This window comes from Xenorhabdus sp. SGI246, from assembly GCF_040838225.1.
Classification (GTDB): Bacteria; Pseudomonadota; Gammaproteobacteria; order Enterobacterales; family Enterobacteriaceae; genus Xenorhabdus; species Xenorhabdus indica.
In genome coordinates, this window is record NZ_JBFPEZ010000034.1 from 36,520 (window position 1) to 56,552 (window position 20,033).

The following is a 20,033-nucleotide window of genomic DNA, read 5'->3' on the forward strand; positions in this document are numbered from 1 at the left end:
ACATACAGAACCAACGATTGAACAGATTAAAAAGGAATTTAAATGCCATTGACAGGGCTATATTTAAATCGGATATAGCCCTTTAATTTGATTTTATTGAATACTCATAATGATGGAGAGAATATGTCCTTGGTCAACTTTCTATGCATTTTCTTTCTAGCTAATTTTATTTGGTCATAAATAACAGCAAATGTGAAGAAAATAGCCTGAATGATAACAATGCATGGTCCTGTTTCACCATCGATATGGAAACTAATTATTGTGCCTAAAACACTTGATAAAACAGATGCTATTATGGCAACAATCAACATTCGATCAAAACTCCGGCAGAGAATAAAAGCAATAATGCCGGGAGAAATCAGCATAGCAATGACCAGAATAATACCGACAGCCTGTAATGAAGCGACAATGGTTAGAGCTAAAAGGGACAACAAGCCATAGTGGAGCAGTTTTACTGGTAGGCCAACCACTTTTGCTTGATTGGGGTCGAAGCAATAGAGCATAAAGTCTTTGCGTTTCAGCAGTACAACTGCCAATGTGAATCCTGCAATGCAGAATGTTTGGATCAATTCATTTTCGGTAATGCCGAGTATACTACCAAACAGGATATGAGTCAGATGTTGTTCCGTATCTATACGGGTAAAAAGTACTAAACCAAAAGCAAACATGCCAGAAAATACAACACCCATTACGGTATCTTCTTTGATTCTACTGTGCTCTTTCAGATATCCGGTGGCGAATGCACAAAATATTCCTGACAGGAAAGCACCGATCGCAAGTGGTATACCTGCGACAAATGCCAGAACGATACCCGGTAAAACAGCGTGAGAGATGGCATCTCCCATCAATGACCAGCCTTTTAACACTAAGTAACATGATAGTACTGCGCAGACCGTACCCACAACGATAGCTGCCAAAATTGCGCGTTGCATGAAATCATGCAGAAAGGGTTCCGTGATGAGTTCAATTAGTGTACTCATGGGTGTCCTCCTTGAGTTAATGCTTGAGATTCTTTTCTGGCCCGTCTGCGAGAAGCTAACATGCCATGTTTAGGTGCAAAAAAGAAAGCCAATAAGAAAATCAGAGTTTGTATTGTGACAATCACACCACCGGTTGCACCATTGAGGAAATAGCTTATGTAAGCACCTACACAACTTGTTAGTGAGCCAATAGCAACCGAAATGATGAGTAGGTGTTTAAAACGATCTGTCAGCAAATAGGCCGTTGCTCCGGGTGTGACGACCATAGCAATAACCAAAATGGCGCCTACTGTTTGTAAGGCAGCAACAGTACAGGCACTTAATAAAGTAAAGAAAATAATTTTCAGTCGTAGTGGTGATAAGCCGATAGATCGGGCATGGACTTCATCAAAGAAAACGACCAACAGATCTTTCCAGAGCAGCATTAGGATCACGAAGGATACAGCAATAATAATTTCTACTTGTAAAACATCTTCATCAGCAATACCCAGAATATTGCCGAGAATAATCGTCTGCACATTGACAGAAGTTGGGTTTAAAGAAACGATTAATAACCCGGCGGCAAAAAAAGTGGAAAAGATAAAACCGATCACTGCATCTTCACGTAATCGTGTGATGTGACGGACCAGTGTCATTGATAAGGCTGCAAGCATACCGGTAAAAAAAGCGCCTCCAGCATAAGGTAAACCAAGAGCATATGCACCGGCAACACCGGGTACAACAGAGTGGGAGAGAGCATCCCCCATCAATGACCAGCCTTTCAACATTAAATAGGCTGATAAAAAAGCACAGACAGCACCAACAATAGCACTTACCCACATGGCCTTAACCATGTAGTTATAATTAAATGGTTGTAACAACAATTCCATCATGGCTGGCTGTCCTTCTGTTTTTGATTTTGTCGTGGAGGAACATGATGGTTATGACCATAAAATACGGCGGCACGTTCGTCATCGGTAATGACAGTAAGAGAGCGTGGGTCATCATCATCATGGAGTTCGGGTCCAGAAAGGTTGACATGGCGCAAGACACCGTCAAATGTCATTTCCAGATTCTTCTGAGTGAATGTTGTTTCAGTTGGGCCGCTGGCCAGAACGGTTCGATTAATCAAAATAACGTGGTCGCAAAATTCGGGAACACTACCGAGGTTATGTGTTGATACTAAGATTAAGTGCCCTTCTTCACGTAAGTCACGGAGTAAATCGATAATAGCGTTTTCTGTCTTAACATCTACTCCGGTAAAAGGTTCATCTAGTAGCAGAACCTTTCCTTCCTGAGCTAGTGCTCGTGCCAGAAATGCACGTTTTTTCTGTCCGCCGGAAAGTTCACCAATTTGGCGGTCACGTAGTTCAATTAGCCCGACACGTTCAAGTGAGTTGTTCACGATTTGATGGTCGATTTTACTGGGCCTGCGTAGGAATCCCATTTTTCCATAGCGTCCCATCATCACAACATCAGAAACCAGAACCGGAAAATTCCAGTCAACATCTTCGGTTTGTGGAACGTATGCGATGATATTTTGTTTTAATGCTGTTTTAATGGATTGGGCATTGAGAGTCACTTTTCCTTGAGAAGGTGTCACTAATCCCATAATGGTTTTAAACAATGTGGATTTTCCACTACCGTTCATACCAACTAACGCACAAATTGTGCCACCTTTAATATCAAAACAGGCATCGTAGATTGCAGTGTGTCCATTGTTATAAGTAACAGTAGCGTTGTTAACCAATAAATGTGGATGTTCAAATAGTGACGATGTGTTTCTCATTGATTAAATCCTTTTGCTATGGTGTCTACTGTTGTATTCAGTAGGTCAATATAAGTCGGCACTGGGCCTTTTGATGTAGAAAGAGAGTCAACGTAAAGCACTCCGCCGTAATGAGCACCGGTCTCTTTACTGACTTGTTTTGCTGGCTTATCTGAAACAGTACTTTCACTGAAGATAACGGGAATATTATGTTTCATCATAGTATCAATGACACGGCGAACTTGCTGTGGTGTACCCTGGGCCTCAGCATTAATCGGCCATAAATAGACTTCTTTGAAACCATAATCCTGAGCGAGATAGCTAAAAGCGCCTTCACTGGTGACTAACCAACGCTCATTTTCGGGAATACGAGAAAGGCGCTCTCTGAGTGGTGCATCCAGTTTGGCTATCTTATCGGCATAGATCTTTGCATTGCTATTGTAAGTGTCTGCATTCGCTGGATCGTGTTTGACTAAGGCCTTGCGAATATTTTCAATGTAAATTAATGCATTATTCGGAGACATCCAGGCATGTGGGTTGGGATTTTGATTGTAAGGTCCTTCACGGATTGGGAGCGGTGTAATGCCTTCGGTAATGACGGCAACAGGAATATCCTGCATATTTTCGAAAAAGCGTTCAAACCAACGTTCAAGATTCAGGCCATTCCAGAGGATTAGGTCTGCCCGTTTTGCTTTAATAATATCTTTTGGGGTGGGTTGATAATCGTGAATTTCTGCTCCCGGTTTTGTGATTGACTCTACAATCGCTGCATCTCCTGCGATATTTTGAGCCATATCTTGAATAATGGTAAATGTAGTAACGACCCTGAATTTTTTATCAGCATGGGCTTGTTGGCTGAATAGAAGGATCGAAAAGAGAGCAACGGCTATACTGAGTATCGGGAGTACAGAGAGCGAATATTTTTTGTTCATTAGTGTAATCCTTATTTTTTATGTCTGTAATTGTTGATAATGATTATCAGTATCATCTCTGTAAAGTCAAGGTGATGCTGTCATATGGATGATAATTTTGCAGATTTTCCTGAATTTTCTTCCTATTTTTGAAATTACTATGCGAACAAAAAAACAGCACATTGTCTAGTGTTTTGAATTTTATTGAATATAACTACTTCAATTTATTTTGATGAGATAAATAAAAATATTTTTATTTTATTTATAAAATTATATATGCTTTATGAGGTTAATTTTAGTTCAGGAGAATTTTCGTGAGATTAAATTTTATTCATGTTTATATTTTTCTGGCAATATTGTTAGCGGGGTGTACCAGTCAGGAATCCCATCAAGTAAAGAATCATAGTCCATCGCCTAAAGGAATATTCAGTGGCAATAATGCTGTTTTGGGTTCTGGTAAATTGATAAGTCGAACCAGAACAACGCCATTTGATGGGTTTATTGAGCAAGCAGCAAAGCGATATGGTGTGGATGAAACTTTGATCAAGGCAATTATCCAGGTGGAATCCGGTTTCCGTCCAGAAGTTATCAGTAGATCTAATGCGGTTGGATTGATGCAGATTAAGGCCTCTACAGCAGGGCGGGATGCCTATCGATTGAAAGGAAAATCGGGGCAACCAACGATGCGAGAGTTGAAAGATCCTGAAACTAACATTGATCTTGGCACTGCTTATATCAGTATTTTGAAAAAGCAGCACTTGGAAGGGATTATCCATCCTGAAACTTTATATTATGCAACAATAGTCGCTTATGTTAATGGTGCAGGGGCATTATTGCGGACATTTGATTCCAATCGTACTTTGGCGATTAATAAAATTAACCGAATGACTCCGAATGAATTTTATCATTATGTTCAGAATAATCACCCTGCACCACAAGCACCTCGTTATTTATGGAAAGTGAAGAATGCTTATCGTGCCTTAGAGTAGTGTGATTTTTGGCATGTTTTGAGCACGTTTTTTACATAGATATGCTCCATGTAACCAGAATGAATGCCGTCAGTAAAAAATAACATGAAAGAGGAAAATTTGAATATGACGTTCATACTATAGTTATTTGATTAAACTATAATGGTGAATGTATGTTTGATGATTTACTTGATTGGTCAATAAGAAACTACTCTGCGATAGCATCAATATTATCAGCTTTGACTGCATTTCTTGGCGGAATTTGGGTAATGCTTAAAAATTTCTATCGCAGTTTAAATTTCTTGAGAAATAGGAGGATCACAAACAATATTGATTATCTTGAAAAATATGATGAATATCTGAGTCAGGAAGATAAAAAATATATCAAAGACATTATTACTTCTGAGATTATGTTTAAAGTAACCAGGATTAAATCAAAGGAACTCAGACACTTGGTCATAAAACTCGCTGCATTCGGTATTGAATCAGGTTATATATTCGATATTAGAAGATTGAAAAGATATGTGATAGTGAATGCAGATCTTGCAAAGATAAAAATTGATGCTTCTTATGTGATAACTTATTGGATTGAGAAGTTAATGTCTATCATTATTTTTGCTTTAATGATTTTCATCGTTTTTAAAACCCTATATATTGATAATCAAAATATCTCCAGTTTGGAGTTTATAGCGATGATATGCCTCATTATCATCTTAGAATTGTTAGGCATTTGCTTTTTAACATTGAGTGTCTCTCCGAGACGTATAAAAAAAATAAATACGGAATTGGCTAAACATAAATTGGATAATTAATGTTCAAGGGTTGAAATTGAGAAATCATAACAAAATTTGCTGCTTTATTTGGTGAAAAGAAATGTGTTAATAGAATGACAATACTTATGTTGTTCTTTTTATTTGTTGCCAAATGATATGGGTGATAACATTCCCTTCCGAGTTAAGGCGGTGTACATGAGTCGTTTGTAATTTTGTGTACTTAACTATGTACATAACTTGCATGGTGCAGCAAGTGCCCGCAATTAACGTGTTGAAATTTAAGGTAAAATATTTCATACAAGTGACCTTTCGTGTGGGTCACCACTGTAGATAAGGATTTAAAATGCCTATAATTACTCTTCCTGACGGTAGTCAGCGTCAATTTGAGCATGCTGTCTCTGTGATGGATATTGCTCGCGATATCGGAGCTGGTTTGGCAAAAGCGTGTATTGCTGGTCGTGTTAATGGCGAATTGGTGGATGCATGTGAGTTAATTGAAACTGATTCCACTCTTGCTATCATCACCAGTAAAGATGAAGCAGGCTTGGAAATCATCCGTCATTCATGTGCTCATTTGTTAGGGCATGCAATTAAGCAACTGTGGCCTAATACGAAAATGGCAATTGGCCCTGTGATTGACAACGGTTTCTATTACGATATCGACTTGGATCGCTCTTTGACGCAGGAAGATATTGAGCTGCTTGAAAAACGCATGTTGGAACTTGCCAAGAAAGACTATGATGTTATCAAGAAAAGAGTCACTTGGCAGGAAGCTCGTGATACTTTTGCGGCTCGTAGTGAAGAGTATAAGATCCAGATTTTGGATGAAAACATCAGCCATGATGATCATCCAGGCCTGTATCATCATGAAGAATACGTGGATATGTGCCGCGGCCCTCATGTACCTAACATGCGTTTCTGTCATCATTTCAAATTGCAGAAAGTTGCAGGTGCATATTGGCGTGGCAACAGCGATAACAAAATGTTGCAACGTATTTATGGTACTGCCTGGGCGGATAAAAAACAGCTTAGCGCTTATTTGTTGCGTCTGGAAGAAGCTGCAAAACGTGATCATCGTAAGATTGGTAAGCAGCTTGATTTATACCATATGCAGGAAGAAGCGCCGGGTATGGCATTCTGGCATAATGATGGTTGGACTATTTTCCGTGAACTGGAAACTTTTGTTCGTGTTAAATTAAAAGAGTACCAATATCAGGAAGTCAAAGGCCCGTTCATGATGGACCGTATCCTGTGGGAAAAAACCGGGCACTGGGAAAACTATAAAGAAAATATGTTCACCACATCATCGGAAAACCGTGAATACTGCGTAAAACCGATGAACTGCCCTGGTCACGTCCAGATTTTCAACCAAGGGTTAAAATCCTACCGTGATTTGCCTCTGCGTATGGCTGAGTTCGGTAGTTGCCATCGTAATGAGCCCTCAGGCGCATTACATGGTTTGATGCGTGTTCGTGGGTTTACTCAAGATGATGCCCATATTTTCTGTACTGAAGAGCAGATCCTGCAAGAAGTCAGTAACTGCATCAAAATGATTTATGATGTATACGCTACATTTGGTTTTGAGAAGATTGTTGTTAAGCTATCGACTCGTCCGGAAAAACGCATCGGTACTGAAAAACAGTGGGATGAAGCAGAAGCTGATCTCGCAGAAGCACTGAAAATGAAGGGTATTGAATTTGAATACCAGCCTGGTGAGGGTGCGTTTTATGGTCCTAAAATCGAATTTACTTTATATGATTGTTTGGATCGTGCGTGGCAATGTGGTACTGTGCAGCTTGATTTTTCACTGCCAGCGCGTTTGAGCGCGTCATATGTCGGTGAAAATAATGAACGCAAGGTTCCTGTAATGATCCACCGTGCTGTTCTTGGTTCCCTTGAACGGTTCATCGGTATTCTGACAGAAGAGTATGCAGGGTTCTTCCCAACATGGCTGGCGCCTCAACAGGTGGTTGTCATGAATATTACGGATGGTCAGTCAGATTATGTACAGGAATTGGTTAAAAAACTTCAAGATGCAGGCATTCGTGCAAAAGCAGACTTGAGAAACGAGAAGATTGGCTTTAAAATTCGCGAACACACTCTGCGTCGAGTGCCTTATATGCTTGTCTGTGGTGATAAAGAGGTCGAATCAGGAAAAGTTTCCGTTCGTACCCGCCGAGGCAAGGATTTAGGTAGCATAGATGTCAGCGAGTTTACAGAGAAACTGCTGGCAGAAATACGCAGTCGTAATCTTCGTCAATTGGAGGAATAAGGTATTAAAGGCGGAAAAAGAATTCAACCGGCGCGCCCAAATCGCATTAATGAAGAGATTCGCGCCTCTGAAGTTCGTTTAACTGGATTAGATGGCGAACAGATTGGTATTGTCAGTCTGAGAGAAGCTCTTGAAAAAGCTGAGGAAGCTGGTGTTGATTTGGTGGAAATCAGCCCCAATGCCGAACCGCCGGTTTGTCGTATCATGGATTACGGCAAGTTCCTCTATGAGAAGAGTAAGTCAATCAAAGAACAGAAAAAGAAACAAAAGGTTATTCAGGTCAAGGAAATTAAATTCCGTCCTGGTACAGATGAAGGCGACTATCAGGTCAAACTACGCAACCTGGTTCGTTTTCTGGAAGATGGCGATAAAGCCAAAATCACTCTGCGTTTCCGTGGACGTGAAATGGCGCATCAGCAGATTGGTATCGAAATGCTTAACCGTATTCGTGACGATTTGAGTGAACTGGCTGTAGTCGAATCCTTCCCATCGAAGATCGAAGGCCGCCAGATGATCATGGTGCTCGCTCCTAAGAAGAAATAGTCAGGCAGACAAGTAATAGGCTCTAACCATTTGGATGGAGTCTATTCGCCTTACTAGTTCGTTGTAATTAACAATGCGAAGTGGATATTAAAATGCCAAAGATTAAAACAGTACGCGGCGCAGCTAAACGCTTTAAGAAAACTGCAAGCGGCGGTTTCAAGCGTAAGCACGCTAACCTTCGTCACATTCTGACTAAAAAATCAACTAAACGTAAACGTCATTTACGTCCAAAAGGCATGGTCTCCAAGGGGGATCTGGGCCTGGTTGTTGCTTGTCTGCCATACGCATAAGCAATTTTTAGATTAGAACTCAGAGACGATAGGAGAAGTATATGGCTCGCGTAAAACGTGGTGTTATTGCCCGTGCACGTCACAAGAAAATTTTGAAACAAGCGAAAGGTTACTACGGTGCTCGTTCGCGCGTTTATCGTGTTGCTTTCCAGGCTGTTATCAAAGCTGGTCAGTATGCTTACCGTGACCGCCGTCAGCGTAAACGTCAATTCCGTCAACTATGGATTGCTCGTATCAACGCTGCTGCACGTCAGAACGGCATGTCTTACAGCCGTTTCATCAACGGCCTGAAAAAGGCTTCGATTGAAATTGACCGTAAGATTCTGGCTGATATCGCTGTATTCGACAAAGTAGCATTTGCTGCTCTGGTTGAAAAAGCGAAGGGCGCTCTGGCATAAGTCAGGTTAAAAGAGGGAGCAATGCTCCCTCTTTTACTTTTTCAAAAATATGCTTACTATTAGTCAAATTTTCTAGTCAGGCAGAAATAGCCAGCTTAAAAGGATATAGGAGAAAGAATAAAAATGATGGAATTAGCCTTTTTTCGTTTCTTTTTTTACTTTACTACCTGAAATTAGGGAGGCTTTGCGCGTAAGAAAAGAAACGAAAAACAGCGCTTGAGCCTCCACCGTGGAGGCTTTTTTATTTCTATGACCTCATTAATAGATATACAAATATTGATGAGGGCATAGTCGATAACAACTAAAAGGCCATCTGGCCGAAGGAAGAGGAAAACGATGTCACATCTTACTGAGCTGGTTGCAAAAGCAAAAGCAGCCGTAGAAGAAGCCCAGGATGTTGCCGCGTTGGATTTGGTGCGAGTTGAATACCTGGGAAAAAAAGGCCATTTAACTCTCCAGATGTCATCGCTGCGTGACTTGCCTGCCGAGGAACGTCCAGCAGCAGGGGCTGTTATTAATCAGGCAAAGCAAGAAGTCCAGGAGGCTTTGAATGCACGTAAGGCCAAATTGGAAGCGGATGTTTTGAATGCCCGTTTGGCAGCAGAGAAAATTGATGTTTCATTGCCTGGCCGTCGTATGGAAAATGGCGGATTACATCCTGTCACTCGCACGATTGAACGAATCGAAACTTTCTTTGGTGAGTTGGGCTTTTCTGTTGAATCAGGCCCGGAAATTGAAGATAGCTATTATAACTTTGATGCCTTGAATATTCCTTCTCATCATCCGGCTCGTGCTGATCATGATACTTTCTGGTTTGATGCAACGCGTTTGCTGCGCACACAAACCTCAGGGGTACAGATTCGTACAATGAAAGATCGTCAGCCGCCGATCCGCATTATTGCCCCTGGCCGTGTATACCGAAATGATTATGATCAGACACACTCGCCAATGTTTCATCAGATAGAAGGGTTGATTGTTGATAAAAATATCAGCTTCACCAATCTGAAAGGTACTCTACATGATTTTTTGAACAATTTCTTTGAAGAAAATATGCAAGTTCGTTTCCGTCCGTCTTATTTTCCATTTACTGAGCCATCTGCAGAAGTTGATGTGATGGGGAAAAATGGCAAGTGGTTGGAAGTATTAGGTTGTGGCATGGTGCATCCGAATGTATTACGTAATGTAGGTATTGATCCTGAAGTTTACTCTGGATTTGCCTTTGGTATGGGAATGGAACGTTTGACTATGCTGCGTTACGGCGTTACCGATCTGCGTGCTTTCTTCGAAAATGATTTGCGCTTCCTTAAACAGTTTAAATAAGGCGGGAATATCTCATGAAATTCAGTGAACTCTGGTTACGCGAGTGGGCGAACCCCGCCATCAGTAGTGAAGAATTATCTGATCAGATCACCATGGCAGGTTTGGAAGTTGACGGTGTTGAAAAAATAGCAGGTCAATTCCACGGTGTTTTTGTTGGTGAAGTTGTTGAATGTGCTCAGCATCCGAATGCGGATAAATTGCGTGTTACAAAAGTCAATGTAGGTGGCGATCGCTTGTTGGATATTGTCTGTGGTGCGCCAAATTGTCGTCAAGGGCTTCGTGTAGCTGTTGCTACTGTTGGCGCTGTACTACCGGGTGATTTCAGAATAAAAGCTGCCAAATTACGTGGTGAGCCATCGGAAGGTATGCTTTGTTCGTTTTCTGAACTGGGAATTGCCAGTGATCAGGACGGTATCATCGAATTGCCCGCGGATGCGCCAATTGGCACCGGCTTACGTGATTACATGAAACTGGATGATAATGCGATTGAAATCAGCATTACACCTAACCGTGCTGATTGCTTGAGCATTCAAGGGGTTGCACGTGATGTTGCGGTTATCAATAAACTGTCAATGACTCAGCCAGAGATCGACGCTGTTAAACCATCTACAGATGCAACATTCCCTATTCGTGTTGATGCACCAGAAGCTTGCCCACGTTATCTGGGACGAGTTATCAAGAATGTTAATGTTAAGGCAGTGACACCGTTATGGATGCGTGAAAAGCTGCGTCGTGGTGGTATTCGTTCTATTGATCCTGCTGTTGATGTGACGAATTATGTATTACTTGAATTGGGTCAACCATTGCACGCATTCGATTTAGAACGTCTAAGCGGTTCAATTATCGTGCGTATGGCAGAGCAGGGTGAAAAATTAACTCTGCTAGATGGTAATCAAGCGGAACTTTCTGCTGATACTCTCGTCATTGCTGATGAAAAGCAGGCACTTGCAATCGCAGGCATTTTTGGCGGCGAATATTCTGGAGTTAATGCTGAAACCCAGAATATTCTGCTGGAATGTGCTTTCTTTGCACCATTAGCAATTACGGGGCGTGCCCGTCGTTATGGTCTGCATACAGATGCTTCCCATCGTTTTGAACGAGGCGTTGATCCACAGCTCCAATACAAAGCGATGGAATATGCGACTCAGTTATTGATTGCTATTTGTGGTGGGGAAGCTGGTGAGATCATCGATGTTACCAGTGAGTCTCATTTGCCGAAGCCAGCAACTATCACTCTGACTCGCAGCAAATTGAATCGTCTGATTGGCCATCATATTGCTGATGAACAGGTCACAGATATTCTGACACGTTTAGGTTGTCAGGTAACAGAGCATAATGATAGTTGGGAAACAGTTGCACCAAGCTGGCGTTTCGATATGCAGATTGAAGAGGATCTGATTGAAGAAGTTGCCCGTATTTATGGTTATAACAATATCCCTGATGTACCTGTACGTGCTGATTTGGTAATGATTTCACATCGTGAAGCGGACTTATCCCTGAAACGTGTAAAAACCATGCTGGTGGACAAAGGTTATCAGGAAGCCATTACCTATAGTTTTGTTGATCCTAAGATCCAGCAGTATTTGCATCCACAGCAAGAAGCATTGATCCTGCCAAATCCAATTTCGGCTGATATGTCTGCAATGCGTTTGTCTTTGTTGACAGGATTATTGACTACTGTTGCGTATAATCAGAACCGTCAACAGAATAGAGTTCGATTATTTGAAACAGGTCTACGTTTTGTGCCTGATGAAAGCGCAGAATATGGAATCCGGCAGGAATTGATGCTTGGCGGTGTAATCGCCGGAAATCGTTTCGATGAACACTGGTCGATTGAAAAACAAGCAGTTGACTTCTTTGATCTGAAAGGTGATTTAGAATCCGTTTTAGAACTGACGGGTAAACTATCCGAGATTTCCTTTAAAGCAGAAGAACATCCTGCTTTGCATCCCGGACAAAGTGCCGGGATTTATCTGGGAAATAATTACATTGGTTATATTGGGGTTGTTCATCCAGAGCTGGAACGTAAACTTGACTTGAATGGCCGCACCGTGGTATTCGAATTGTTGTGGGCCAATCTTGCGGACCGCATAATTCCTGAAATGAAGGAAGTTTCTCGCTTCCCATCCAATCGCCGTGATATCGCGATAGTTGTGCCTGAAAATGTAGCCGCAGAAGATATTCTGGTTGAATGTAAGAAAGTTGGCATAAATCATATAGTTGGCATAAACTTATTTGACGTGTATTGTGGTAAAGGTGTCGCGGAAGGCTGTAAAAGCCTTGCTATTAGCTTAATCTTGCAGGATACCTCGCGTACACTGGAAGAAGAAGAGATTGCTGCGACCGTTAACAAATGCGTTGCTGCATTAGAACAGCGATTCCAAGCATCCTTGAGGGACTGAACTTATGGCGCTTACTAAAGCTGAAATGTCAGAAAATCTGTTTGAAAAACTGGGTATTAGCAAACGTGACGCTAAAGATCTAGTGGAAATGTTCTTTGAAGAAGTGCGTCGTTCTTTGGAGAATGGGGAGCAGGTTAAGTTATCTGGATTTGGCAACTTTGATTTGAGAGATAAAAATCAACGTCCAGGTCGTAACCCGAAGACTGGCGAGGATATTCCAATTACTGCTCGCCGAGTTGTCACTTTTCGCCCGGGGCAGAAGTTGAAAAGTCGGGTAGAAAAAGCCTTACCAAAAGAATAATGCATAAAAAGACCGCCTCTAAGCGGTCTTTTTTCTTATATTCCATTCTGAATAATTTTACTCTTCATGTTACCTACATACTCCTTATCGACACTTTCTGTCTCTGAACTGATCACACGCCAGAGAAAACGTGATTATCGGATAATGGCCCTTTTATTCACTTTATCAATTGTGCTGTTTATTTTATCACTGTGCGCAGGGGAAATATGGTTCTGGCCCAATCAATGGTTGTCTGATCCTGCACGGCTTTTTATTTGGCAATTAAGATTGCCCAGAGCACTGGCAGTGTTTGCCGTTGGTGCAAGTTTGGCCGCGTCTGGTGCAGTTATGCAGGCGTTATTTGAAAATCCATTGGCTGAACCCGGACTATTAGGAATTAGTAATGGTGCGGGAGTAGTCGTTGTTTTTTTGATCCTTGTTTTTCATGGTATTGCTCCATTGTGGATATTAAGTATCGGTGCAGTTTTAGGGGCACTACTTATGACCACGATTTTATTGGCTTTCTCTAAAAGGCACCGGGTGACTAATGCACGCTTATTATTAATTGGCGTAGCTTTCGGTGTTGTATTCGGGGCCATGATGACATGGATGGTTTATTTCAGCACCAGTCTGGATTTGCGCCAATTGATGTACTGGATGATGGGAAGTTTTAGCGGTATTGATTGGCGGCAAATATGGCTGGTGATAGCACTGATCCCTATTATTTTCTGGTTAAGCGGAACCGGGAAGATACTTAATTACCTCTCCCTGGGGGAATTGCAGGCGCAACAATTGGGAATATCTCATAATAAATGGCGTAATTTATTTGTATCGGCTGTGGGATTATTGGTTGGTTTAAGTGTTGCTCTTGCCGGAGCGATCAGTTTTATCGGTTTGGTGCTTCCCCATATTTTGAGGCTGATTGGCCTTACGGATCATAAAACTTTACTACCAACCTGTACATTGGCGGGAGGGAGTTGCTTGCTGTTGGCAGATTTAATTTCTCGTTTGTCTTTATCCCATGCTGAAGTACCGATCGGTGTTGTTACTGTAACGTTAGGAGCTCCCATTTTTATCTGGTTGTTATTAAAAACACCCCAAGCATAGCTACATGCTAGTCATATCTACACCTGGTCATACATATTGAGCATTAATAAGTGACCTAATAGTTTACGGAAAAGCACGAAGAGAATAACAAAGAAATAAAAGAGTAGGGAAGATAGCATGACTCATCGACCATTTTTAGTATTGAATAATATCACGGTTAGTAACAGGCTGGCATCACTATCTGTATCAGTAAAAGCCGGCGAGAAAGTTCACTTAGTTGGGTTGAACGGTTCAGGAAAAAGCACTTTGCTTGCAGCAATTGCCGGAGTTTTGCCTTACGGTGGCAATATTTATATTAATGGCAAAGAATTGCGTGATTATCGACAAAGTGAATTAGCGCAATGTCGGGCATGGTTCTCTCAATCCGCGTCAGTCCCGGTTATGCCTGTTTTTCAATATTTGGATATGTACCGCCCTGAGTTGGCACGATTATCTGAAGGAGAAGAGGTGTTATATGAACTTTGTCGGCAACTGAAATTGACCACACTACTGTCTTCAACAATTGGGCAATTATCGGGAGGAGAATGGCAACGAGTCAGATTAGCAGGTGCTTTTTTGCAAGTATGGCCTGAATTGAATCCGGCTGGAAAATTATTACTTCTTGATGAACCAACTAATAACCTTGATATCACCCAACAAGCTATCTTAGATAAGTTGATTAACCAATTTTGTATATTAGGTGGTTCTGTTTTATTGAGTAGTCACGATATTAATCATACTTACGAACAAGCTAGTAATGTATGGTTACTTTTACATGGTAAATTATTTATGTCTGGTACTCCACAGGATATTATGAATGAAATAAATTTATCTGAAATTTTTGAAATAAACATTAGACATATCCAAAATAATAACTATAAATTATGGAGAGTCAATCATGATTAATTTTCATAAATACAATCACTTTAATTGATTAATTTTCTTTAATTTATTGATTGTCCGTACTTTATTTGCTTGTTATTATTTTTTTAATAAATATTTTCTACCATAAAATAAATCAGGCTACACAAGGCGATTATGGATAATTCTTTACCATTCTCTCGTCCATCAATTGGAAATGAAGAGATAGAAGCAGTAGAAAAAGTTTTACGTTCAGGTTGGATTACAACAGGGCCACAAAACCAACAGTTAGAACAGGACTTTGTTCGTATGTTTGGTTGCAGGCATGCGATAGCTTTGAATTCTGCTACGGCGGGAATGCATTTAGCCTTGCTGTCGTTAGGTATTGGATCTGGTGATGAAGTAATAACGCCTTCCCAAACCTGGGTTTCTACTATCAATATGATTTGCCTGTTAGGTGCAGAGCCAGTTATGGTCGATGTGGATCGTGATACCCTGATGGTTAATGCCAAAACGATTAAACAGGCTATTACGCCGAAAACTAAAGCAATTATCCCTGTCCACTATGCAGGTGCACCCTGTGATCTTGATGCTCTGCGTGCGGTTGCAAAAGAAGCTAATATCCCCTTGATTGAAGATGCCGCTCATGCAGTGGGAACCCGCTATAAGAATGAATGGGTTGGTGAACGAGGAACGGCTATTTTTTCTTTCCACGCCATCAAAAATATGACATGTGCGGAAGGCGGCATGTTGGTTACAGATAGTGATGAACTTGCGCAGCGAGTTCGTTGTTTGAAATTTCATGGATTGTCTGTTGATGCCTTTGATCGGCAAATCCAGGGCAGGAAACCTCAGGCAGAAGTTATTGAACCGGGCTTCAAATATAACTTGTCAGATATTCATGCGGCAGTGGCAGTTGTCCAGCTCAGTAAATTGGCATCCATGAATGCCCGCCGCCGAGAGCTGGTAGCACGATATTCTTCTGCTCTTAAAGATACCCCTTTACAGATGTTGAGTGTGCCTGAATATGAACATCGACACTCTCATCATTTATTCATGGTACGTGTTGATCAAAGTATTTGCGGTATTGACCGCGATACTTTCATGACGCGCTTAAAAGAACGCAATATCGGCACAGGATTACATTTCAGAGCAGCGCATACACAAAAATATTATCGGGAACGTTACCCAGCACTGTCTCTGCCCGAATCTGAGTGGAATTCGGCAACACTTTGTTCGTTACCTCTTTTTCCGGATATGAACAATGATGATATAGATCGTGTTGTGAATGCAGTGTTGGAAATTCTTGCGGAGTGTAGATAGTGGTGTTTGAAAAAATAAAAAAAGTTTCGGTTGTTATTCCGGTTTATAACGAAGAAGAAAGTTTGCCTCAATTATTGGAAAGGACGATATCTGCATGTCAGCAACTTGAGCAGAAATACGAATTAATTTTAGTGGATGATGGTAGCCGCGATAGCTCCGCCGATATTTTAACTCGAGCAGCTAAAGATCCTAAAAATGATGTCATTGCAATTTTGCTGAACCGTAATTATGGGCAGCACTCTGCAATTATGGCGGGATTTCATCAGGCCGATGGTGATCTTATTATCACCCTTGATGCAGATTTACAAAATCCACCGGAAGAGATCCCCCGTTTAGTGAAAACAGCCGAAGAGGGATATGATGTTGTCGGTACACGCCGTGCCAATCGTCAGGATTCTTGGTTCCGTAAGACCGCCTCTAAGCTCATTAATGCAATGATCACAAAAGCAACGGGGCGTTCAATGGGGGATTATGGTTGTATGTTACGGGCATATCGCCGCCATATTGTGCAAGCGATGTTACAGTGTCATGAACGTAGCACCTTCATTCCCATTCTGGCTAACACATTCGCCCGCAAAACAATCGAAATTGATGTAGCTCATGCAGAGCGTGAGTTCGGTGATTCTAAGTACAGCTTTATGAAGCTGATAAACCTGATGTACGACCTGTTAACTTGTCTGACAACAGCACCATTACGGTTATTGAGTGTTGTGGGAAGCATTATTGCTGTGACGGGTTTCCTGCTGGCCGTATTGTTGATCGCTTTGCGCCTTATTTTTGGTTCTATCTGGGCTGCTGAAGGAGTGTTTACTTTATTTGCCATTCTTTTCATGTTTATTGGTGCACAGTTTATTGCGATGGGGTTACTCGGAGAATATATCGGCCGGATATATAACGATGTTCGTGCACGTCCACGCTATTTTATTCAAAAAGTGGTTGGAGCTAAAAATCCAACAGTAATTAAGGAAGAAAAAAAATGAAAGCCGTTATTTTTGCCTATCATGATATTGGTTGTGTCGGGCTTAATGCATTAGTGAGAGCGGGTTTTAATATCCAGGCTGTTTTTACGCATGTCGATGATCCGAATGAAAATAATTTTTTCTCTTCTGTGGCACATATTGGTGCTGATATAGGCTTACCTGTCTTTGCTCCAGAGAATGTGAATCATCCACTCTGGATTGAACGTATTAGTGAAATGCAGCCGGATGTTATTTTCTCATTTTATTATCGCGATCTGCTCAGTCAGGATATTTTATCACTGGCAACAAAAGGAGCATTTAACTTACATGGTTCATTATTACCTAAATATCGTGGTCGTGCTCCTGTTAATTGGGCGATATTAAATGGTGAGACAGAAACAGGTGTAACACTGCATAAAATGGTAGCTAAGGCAGATGCCGGAAATATTGTTGCTCAACAGGCAGTACAAATTGAGAAAACAGACACGTCATTGGATATTCATGGCAAAATTCGTGAAGCCGCAGTTGAGCTATTGGATAATATTCTGCCTCAGATAAAGGCGAATAATTACCCCTCTATTCCGCAGGATGAAAATCAGGCAACTTATTTTGGTCGCAGGAGAGCAGAGGATGGGGAAATTTTCTGGCATAAGTCTGCCGAAGAGATTAATAACCTCGTCCGGGCGGTAACAGAACCCTATCCAGGCGCATTTACTTTCCTTGGTGAGCGTAAAATTACGATTTGGCGTTCACTCCCAATTGATAAAGCCCATGATAAACAGGCAGGAACTGTGCTTTCTACGGATCCACTGATTATTGCGTGCGGAGAAGGGGCATTAGAGATTGTCAGTGGACAGAGTGAGTCCGGTATTTATGTGCAGGGCCGCCGACTTGCTGTGGAAATGGGAATTGTGACAGGCATTCGGTTTGGGCCAAAAGACACAACACAAATCAGCCGCCGTAAACGTGTTTTGATTCTGGGGGTTAACGGATTTATCGGGAATCATCTGACAGAACGTCTGTTGAACGATGGTAATTATGATATCTATGGAATGGATATTGGCTCTTCTGCTATTGAGCGTTTTATTGGTAATCCAAATTTTCATTTTATTGAAGGGGATGTCAGCATTCACACCGAATGGATCGAATACCACATTAAAAAATGTGATGTTGTGCTGCCATTAGTGGCGATAGCTACACCTATCGAATATACCCGTAATCCGTTACGTGTTTTTGAATTAGATTTTGAAGAAAACCTGAAAATTGTTCGCTATTGCGTGAAATACAATAAACGGATTATTTTCCCGTCCACTTCTGAAGTTTATGGCATGTGTGACGACAAGGAATTCAATGAGGATACTTCTCGTTTAATTGTGGGACCAATCAACAAACAGCGTTGGATCTATTCAGTTTCTAAGCAATTGCTTGATCGTGTTATTTGGGCATACGGCGAAAAAGAGGGTTTGAAATTTACTTTGTTCCGACCATTTAACTGGATGGGGCCAAGGTTAGACAATTTGAACTCAGCCCGTATTGGTAGTTCAAGAGCAATTACTCAATTAATTTTAAATCTGGTGGAAGGTTCCCCCATTAAGTTGGTTGACGGGGGAGAGCAAAAGCGCTGTTTCACTGATATTCATGATGGAATTGAAGCGTTATTCAGAATTATCGAGAACCAAAATGGTTTGTGTGACGGCCAGATTATCAATATTGGTAATCCGACGAATGAGGCCAGTATCCGTCAATTAGCTGAAATATTGCTAAATAGCTTTGAAAAACATGAACTACGAGAATATTTTCCTCCGTTTGCCGGATTCAAGAAAATCGAAAGCAGTAGTTATTATGGTCAGGGATATCAGGATGTTGAACACCGTAAGCCGAGCATTAAAAATGCGGAACATCTGTTGGGATGGAAACCCACGATCAATATGGCACAAACCATTGATGAGACATTGGATTTCTTCTTGCGTGATGCGGTGAAAGAGCTAAAAAGGAAGAAAGAATACTCAGGGAATATATGATGCAAAAAGTTGGCTTGAGAATTGATGTAGATACTTACCAGGGCACCAGGGAAGGTGTGCCGCAATTACTTAAGATTTTACAGCGTCATCATATTCAGGCTAGTTTCTTTTTTAGCGTTGGTCCAGACAATATGGGACGTCATTTATGGCGCCTGCTAAGGCCTAAATTTCTGTGGAAGATGTTGAGATCAAAGGCAGTATCTCTTTATGGTCTGAATATTCTATTAGCCGGTACAGCCTGGCCGGGAAAGAAAATTGCAAAAGATTTAGGTTATTTGATGAAAGCAACCCTGGATGCAGGCCATGAAGTGGGTCTGCATGCGTGGGATCATCAGGGTTGGCAGGCAAAAGCAGGGCATTGGTCAGAATCAGAACTGGCAGAACAGATACAACTTGGCATTGATGCTCTGGAACAGGCGACAGGGCACTCCGTGACATGCTCTGCTGTTGCTGGCTGGCGGGCAGATGAACGTGTATTGGCAGTCAAGCAGCAATTTGGTTTTGACTACAACAGTGATTGCCGGGGAACACATCCATTCAGGCCATTGTTGCCGGACGGTAGCTTAGGTACTGTTCAAATTCCTGTGACATTGCCGACCTATGATGAAGTTGTTGGAACGCAGGTCAGTGATGCGGATTTTAACCACTTTATTCTTGATGCAATCAAAAATGCTCAAGGTGTTCCTGTTTATACCATTCATACAGAAGTTGAAGGAATGTCCAAAGCACCGCAGTTTAAAGCATTGCTGGATATGCTCCACCAGCAAGATATTCAGTTTTGCAAGTTATGTGATTTATTACCAGAAAATAGAGATACATTGCCTGTTGGGAGAATTATCCGTTCAGATTTTTCTGGTCGTGAAGGCTGGTTAGGTTGCCAACAAGAGGTATAAAACAAA

20 protein-coding genes and 1 other annotated feature are annotated in these 20,033 nt (G+C 41.5%); of the genes, 16 read left to right on the forward strand and 4 right to left on the reverse strand.

Annotation, left to right across the window (positions count from 1 at the left end):
- Nucleotides 1–104: 104 nt before the first annotated feature.
- The 4 genes from ABLA85_RS08485 to ABLA85_RS08500 are packed head-to-tail and all read right to left on the reverse strand — an operon-like array spanning nt 105 to nt 3,659.
- Nucleotides 105–980 carry a metal ABC transporter permease gene (locus ABLA85_RS08485; protein WP_099134672.1) on the reverse strand — a complete coding sequence of 292 codons (876 nt, stop codon included), beginning with the start codon at nt 978–980 and terminating at the stop codon, nt 105–107.
- Nucleotides 977–1,852, reverse strand: a complete 876-nt coding sequence (locus ABLA85_RS08490; protein ID WP_323864908.1) for a metal ABC transporter permease — start codon at nt 1,850–1,852, stop codon at nt 977–979. Before ABLA85_RS08490 ends, ABLA85_RS08485 begins: the two co-directional genes overlap by 4 nt.
- Nucleotides 1,849–2,748 carry a manganese/iron ABC transporter ATP-binding protein gene (locus ABLA85_RS08495; protein ID WP_367963104.1) on the reverse strand — a complete coding sequence of 300 codons (900 nt, stop codon included), beginning with the start codon at nt 2,746–2,748 and terminating at the stop codon, nt 1,849–1,851. The genes ABLA85_RS08490 and ABLA85_RS08495 overlap by 4 nt, the downstream gene beginning before the upstream one ends.
- Entirely contained in the window at nt 2,745–3,659 is a 915-nt protein-coding gene (locus tag ABLA85_RS08500; protein ID WP_367963106.1) for a metal ABC transporter substrate-binding protein, read from the reverse strand. The genes ABLA85_RS08495 and ABLA85_RS08500 overlap by 4 nt, the downstream gene beginning before the upstream one ends.
- Before the next feature lie 287 nt (nt 3,660–3,946).
- Here ABLA85_RS08500 and ABLA85_RS08505 point away from each other — a divergent pair, with 287 nt between their 5' ends.
- The 16 genes from ABLA85_RS08505 (at nt 3,947) to arnD (ending at nt 20,027) form a co-directional block, all read left to right on the forward strand.
- The gene (locus tag ABLA85_RS08505) at nt 3,947–4,627 is read left to right on the forward strand and encodes a transglycosylase SLT domain-containing protein (protein WP_367963153.1); all 681 of its coding nucleotides are present in this window, start codon (nt 3,947–3,949) and stop codon (nt 4,625–4,627) included.
- Between the two features lie 152 nt (nt 4,628–4,779).
- Complete coding sequence (locus ABLA85_RS08510; protein WP_367963108.1) at nt 4,780–5,418, forward strand: hypothetical protein; 639 nt, start codon at nt 4,780–4,782, stop codon at nt 5,416–5,418.
- A gap of 304 nt (nt 5,419–5,722) precedes the next feature.
- The gene (gene thrS, locus ABLA85_RS08515) at nt 5,723–7,651 is read left to right on the forward strand and encodes a threonine--tRNA ligase (protein ID WP_367963110.1); all 1,929 of its coding nucleotides are present in this window, start codon (nt 5,723–5,725) and stop codon (nt 7,649–7,651) included.
- A 3-nt stretch (nt 7,652–7,654) separates the two neighbouring features.
- Entirely contained in the window at nt 7,655–8,194 is a 540-nt protein-coding gene (gene infC, locus ABLA85_RS08520; RefSeq protein WP_072021977.1) for a translation initiation factor IF-3, read from the forward strand.
- A 92-nt stretch (nt 8,195–8,286) separates the two neighbouring features.
- Nucleotides 8,287–8,484 (forward strand): 50S ribosomal protein L35, encoded by a 198-nt coding sequence (gene rpmI, locus ABLA85_RS08525; RefSeq protein ID WP_006118955.1) that lies wholly within the window; start codon nt 8,287–8,289, stop codon nt 8,482–8,484.
- A 41-nt stretch (nt 8,485–8,525) separates the two neighbouring features.
- Nucleotides 8,526–8,882 (forward strand): 50S ribosomal protein L20, encoded by a 357-nt coding sequence (rplT, locus tag ABLA85_RS08530; protein WP_010847342.1) that lies wholly within the window; start codon nt 8,526–8,528, stop codon nt 8,880–8,882.
- 122 nt (nt 8,883–9,004) lie between these two features.
- Nucleotides 9,005–9,128: a sequence feature (Phe leader region), on the forward strand.
- On the forward strand, nt 9,009–9,053 hold the full coding sequence (pheM, locus tag ABLA85_RS08535; RefSeq protein ID WP_367963155.1) for a pheST operon leader peptide PheM: 45 nt from the start codon (nt 9,009–9,011) through the stop codon (nt 9,051–9,053). It overlaps the preceding feature by 45 nt.
- 90 nt (nt 9,129–9,218) lie before the next feature.
- The gene (gene pheS / locus ABLA85_RS08540) at nt 9,219–10,202 is read left to right on the forward strand and encodes a phenylalanine--tRNA ligase subunit alpha (RefSeq protein WP_340620327.1); all 984 of its coding nucleotides are present in this window, start codon (nt 9,219–9,221) and stop codon (nt 10,200–10,202) included.
- Between the two features lie 14 nt (nt 10,203–10,216).
- Nucleotides 10,217–12,604 (forward strand): phenylalanine--tRNA ligase subunit beta, encoded by a 2,388-nt coding sequence (pheT, locus tag ABLA85_RS08545; protein ID WP_367963112.1) that lies wholly within the window; start codon nt 10,217–10,219, stop codon nt 12,602–12,604.
- A 4-nt stretch (nt 12,605–12,608) separates the two neighbouring features.
- A complete protein-coding gene (ihfA, locus tag ABLA85_RS08550) occupies nt 12,609–12,905 on the forward strand; it encodes an integration host factor subunit alpha (RefSeq protein WP_086953402.1) in 297 nt (98 codons plus the stop codon).
- A 66-nt stretch (nt 12,906–12,971) separates the two neighbouring features.
- Nucleotides 12,972–13,991 (forward strand): vitamin B12 ABC transporter permease BtuC, encoded by a 1,020-nt coding sequence (btuC, locus tag ABLA85_RS08555; protein ID WP_367963115.1) that lies wholly within the window; start codon nt 12,972–12,974, stop codon nt 13,989–13,991.
- 117 nt (nt 13,992–14,108) lie between these two features.
- Nucleotides 14,109–14,876 carry a vitamin B12 ABC transporter ATP-binding protein BtuD gene (gene btuD / locus ABLA85_RS08560; RefSeq protein WP_367963117.1) on the forward strand — a complete coding sequence of 256 codons (768 nt, stop codon included), beginning with the start codon at nt 14,109–14,111 and terminating at the stop codon, nt 14,874–14,876.
- 132 nt (nt 14,877–15,008) lie between these two features.
- Nucleotides 15,009–16,154 carry a UDP-4-amino-4-deoxy-L-arabinose aminotransferase gene (arnB, locus tag ABLA85_RS08565; RefSeq protein ID WP_367963119.1) on the forward strand — a complete coding sequence of 382 codons (1,146 nt, stop codon included), beginning with the start codon at nt 15,009–15,011 and terminating at the stop codon, nt 16,152–16,154.
- Nucleotides 16,151–17,134, forward strand: a complete 984-nt coding sequence (gene arnC, locus ABLA85_RS08570; RefSeq protein WP_367963158.1) for an undecaprenyl-phosphate 4-deoxy-4-formamido-L-arabinose transferase — start codon at nt 16,151–16,153, stop codon at nt 17,132–17,134. The genes arnB and arnC overlap by 4 nt, the downstream gene beginning before the upstream one ends.
- On the forward strand, nt 17,131–19,134 hold the full coding sequence (gene arnA, locus ABLA85_RS08575; RefSeq protein ID WP_367963121.1) for a bifunctional UDP-4-amino-4-deoxy-L-arabinose formyltransferase/UDP-glucuronic acid oxidase ArnA: 2,004 nt from the start codon (nt 17,131–17,133) through the stop codon (nt 19,132–19,134). The genes arnC and arnA overlap by 4 nt, the downstream gene beginning before the upstream one ends.
- Nucleotides 19,134–20,027 carry a 4-deoxy-4-formamido-L-arabinose-phosphoundecaprenol deformylase gene (arnD, locus tag ABLA85_RS08580; RefSeq protein WP_367963159.1) on the forward strand — a complete coding sequence of 298 codons (894 nt, stop codon included), beginning with the start codon at nt 19,134–19,136 and terminating at the stop codon, nt 20,025–20,027. Before arnA ends, arnD begins: the two co-directional genes overlap by 1 nt.
- Nucleotides 20,028–20,033: the final 6 nt, after the last annotated feature.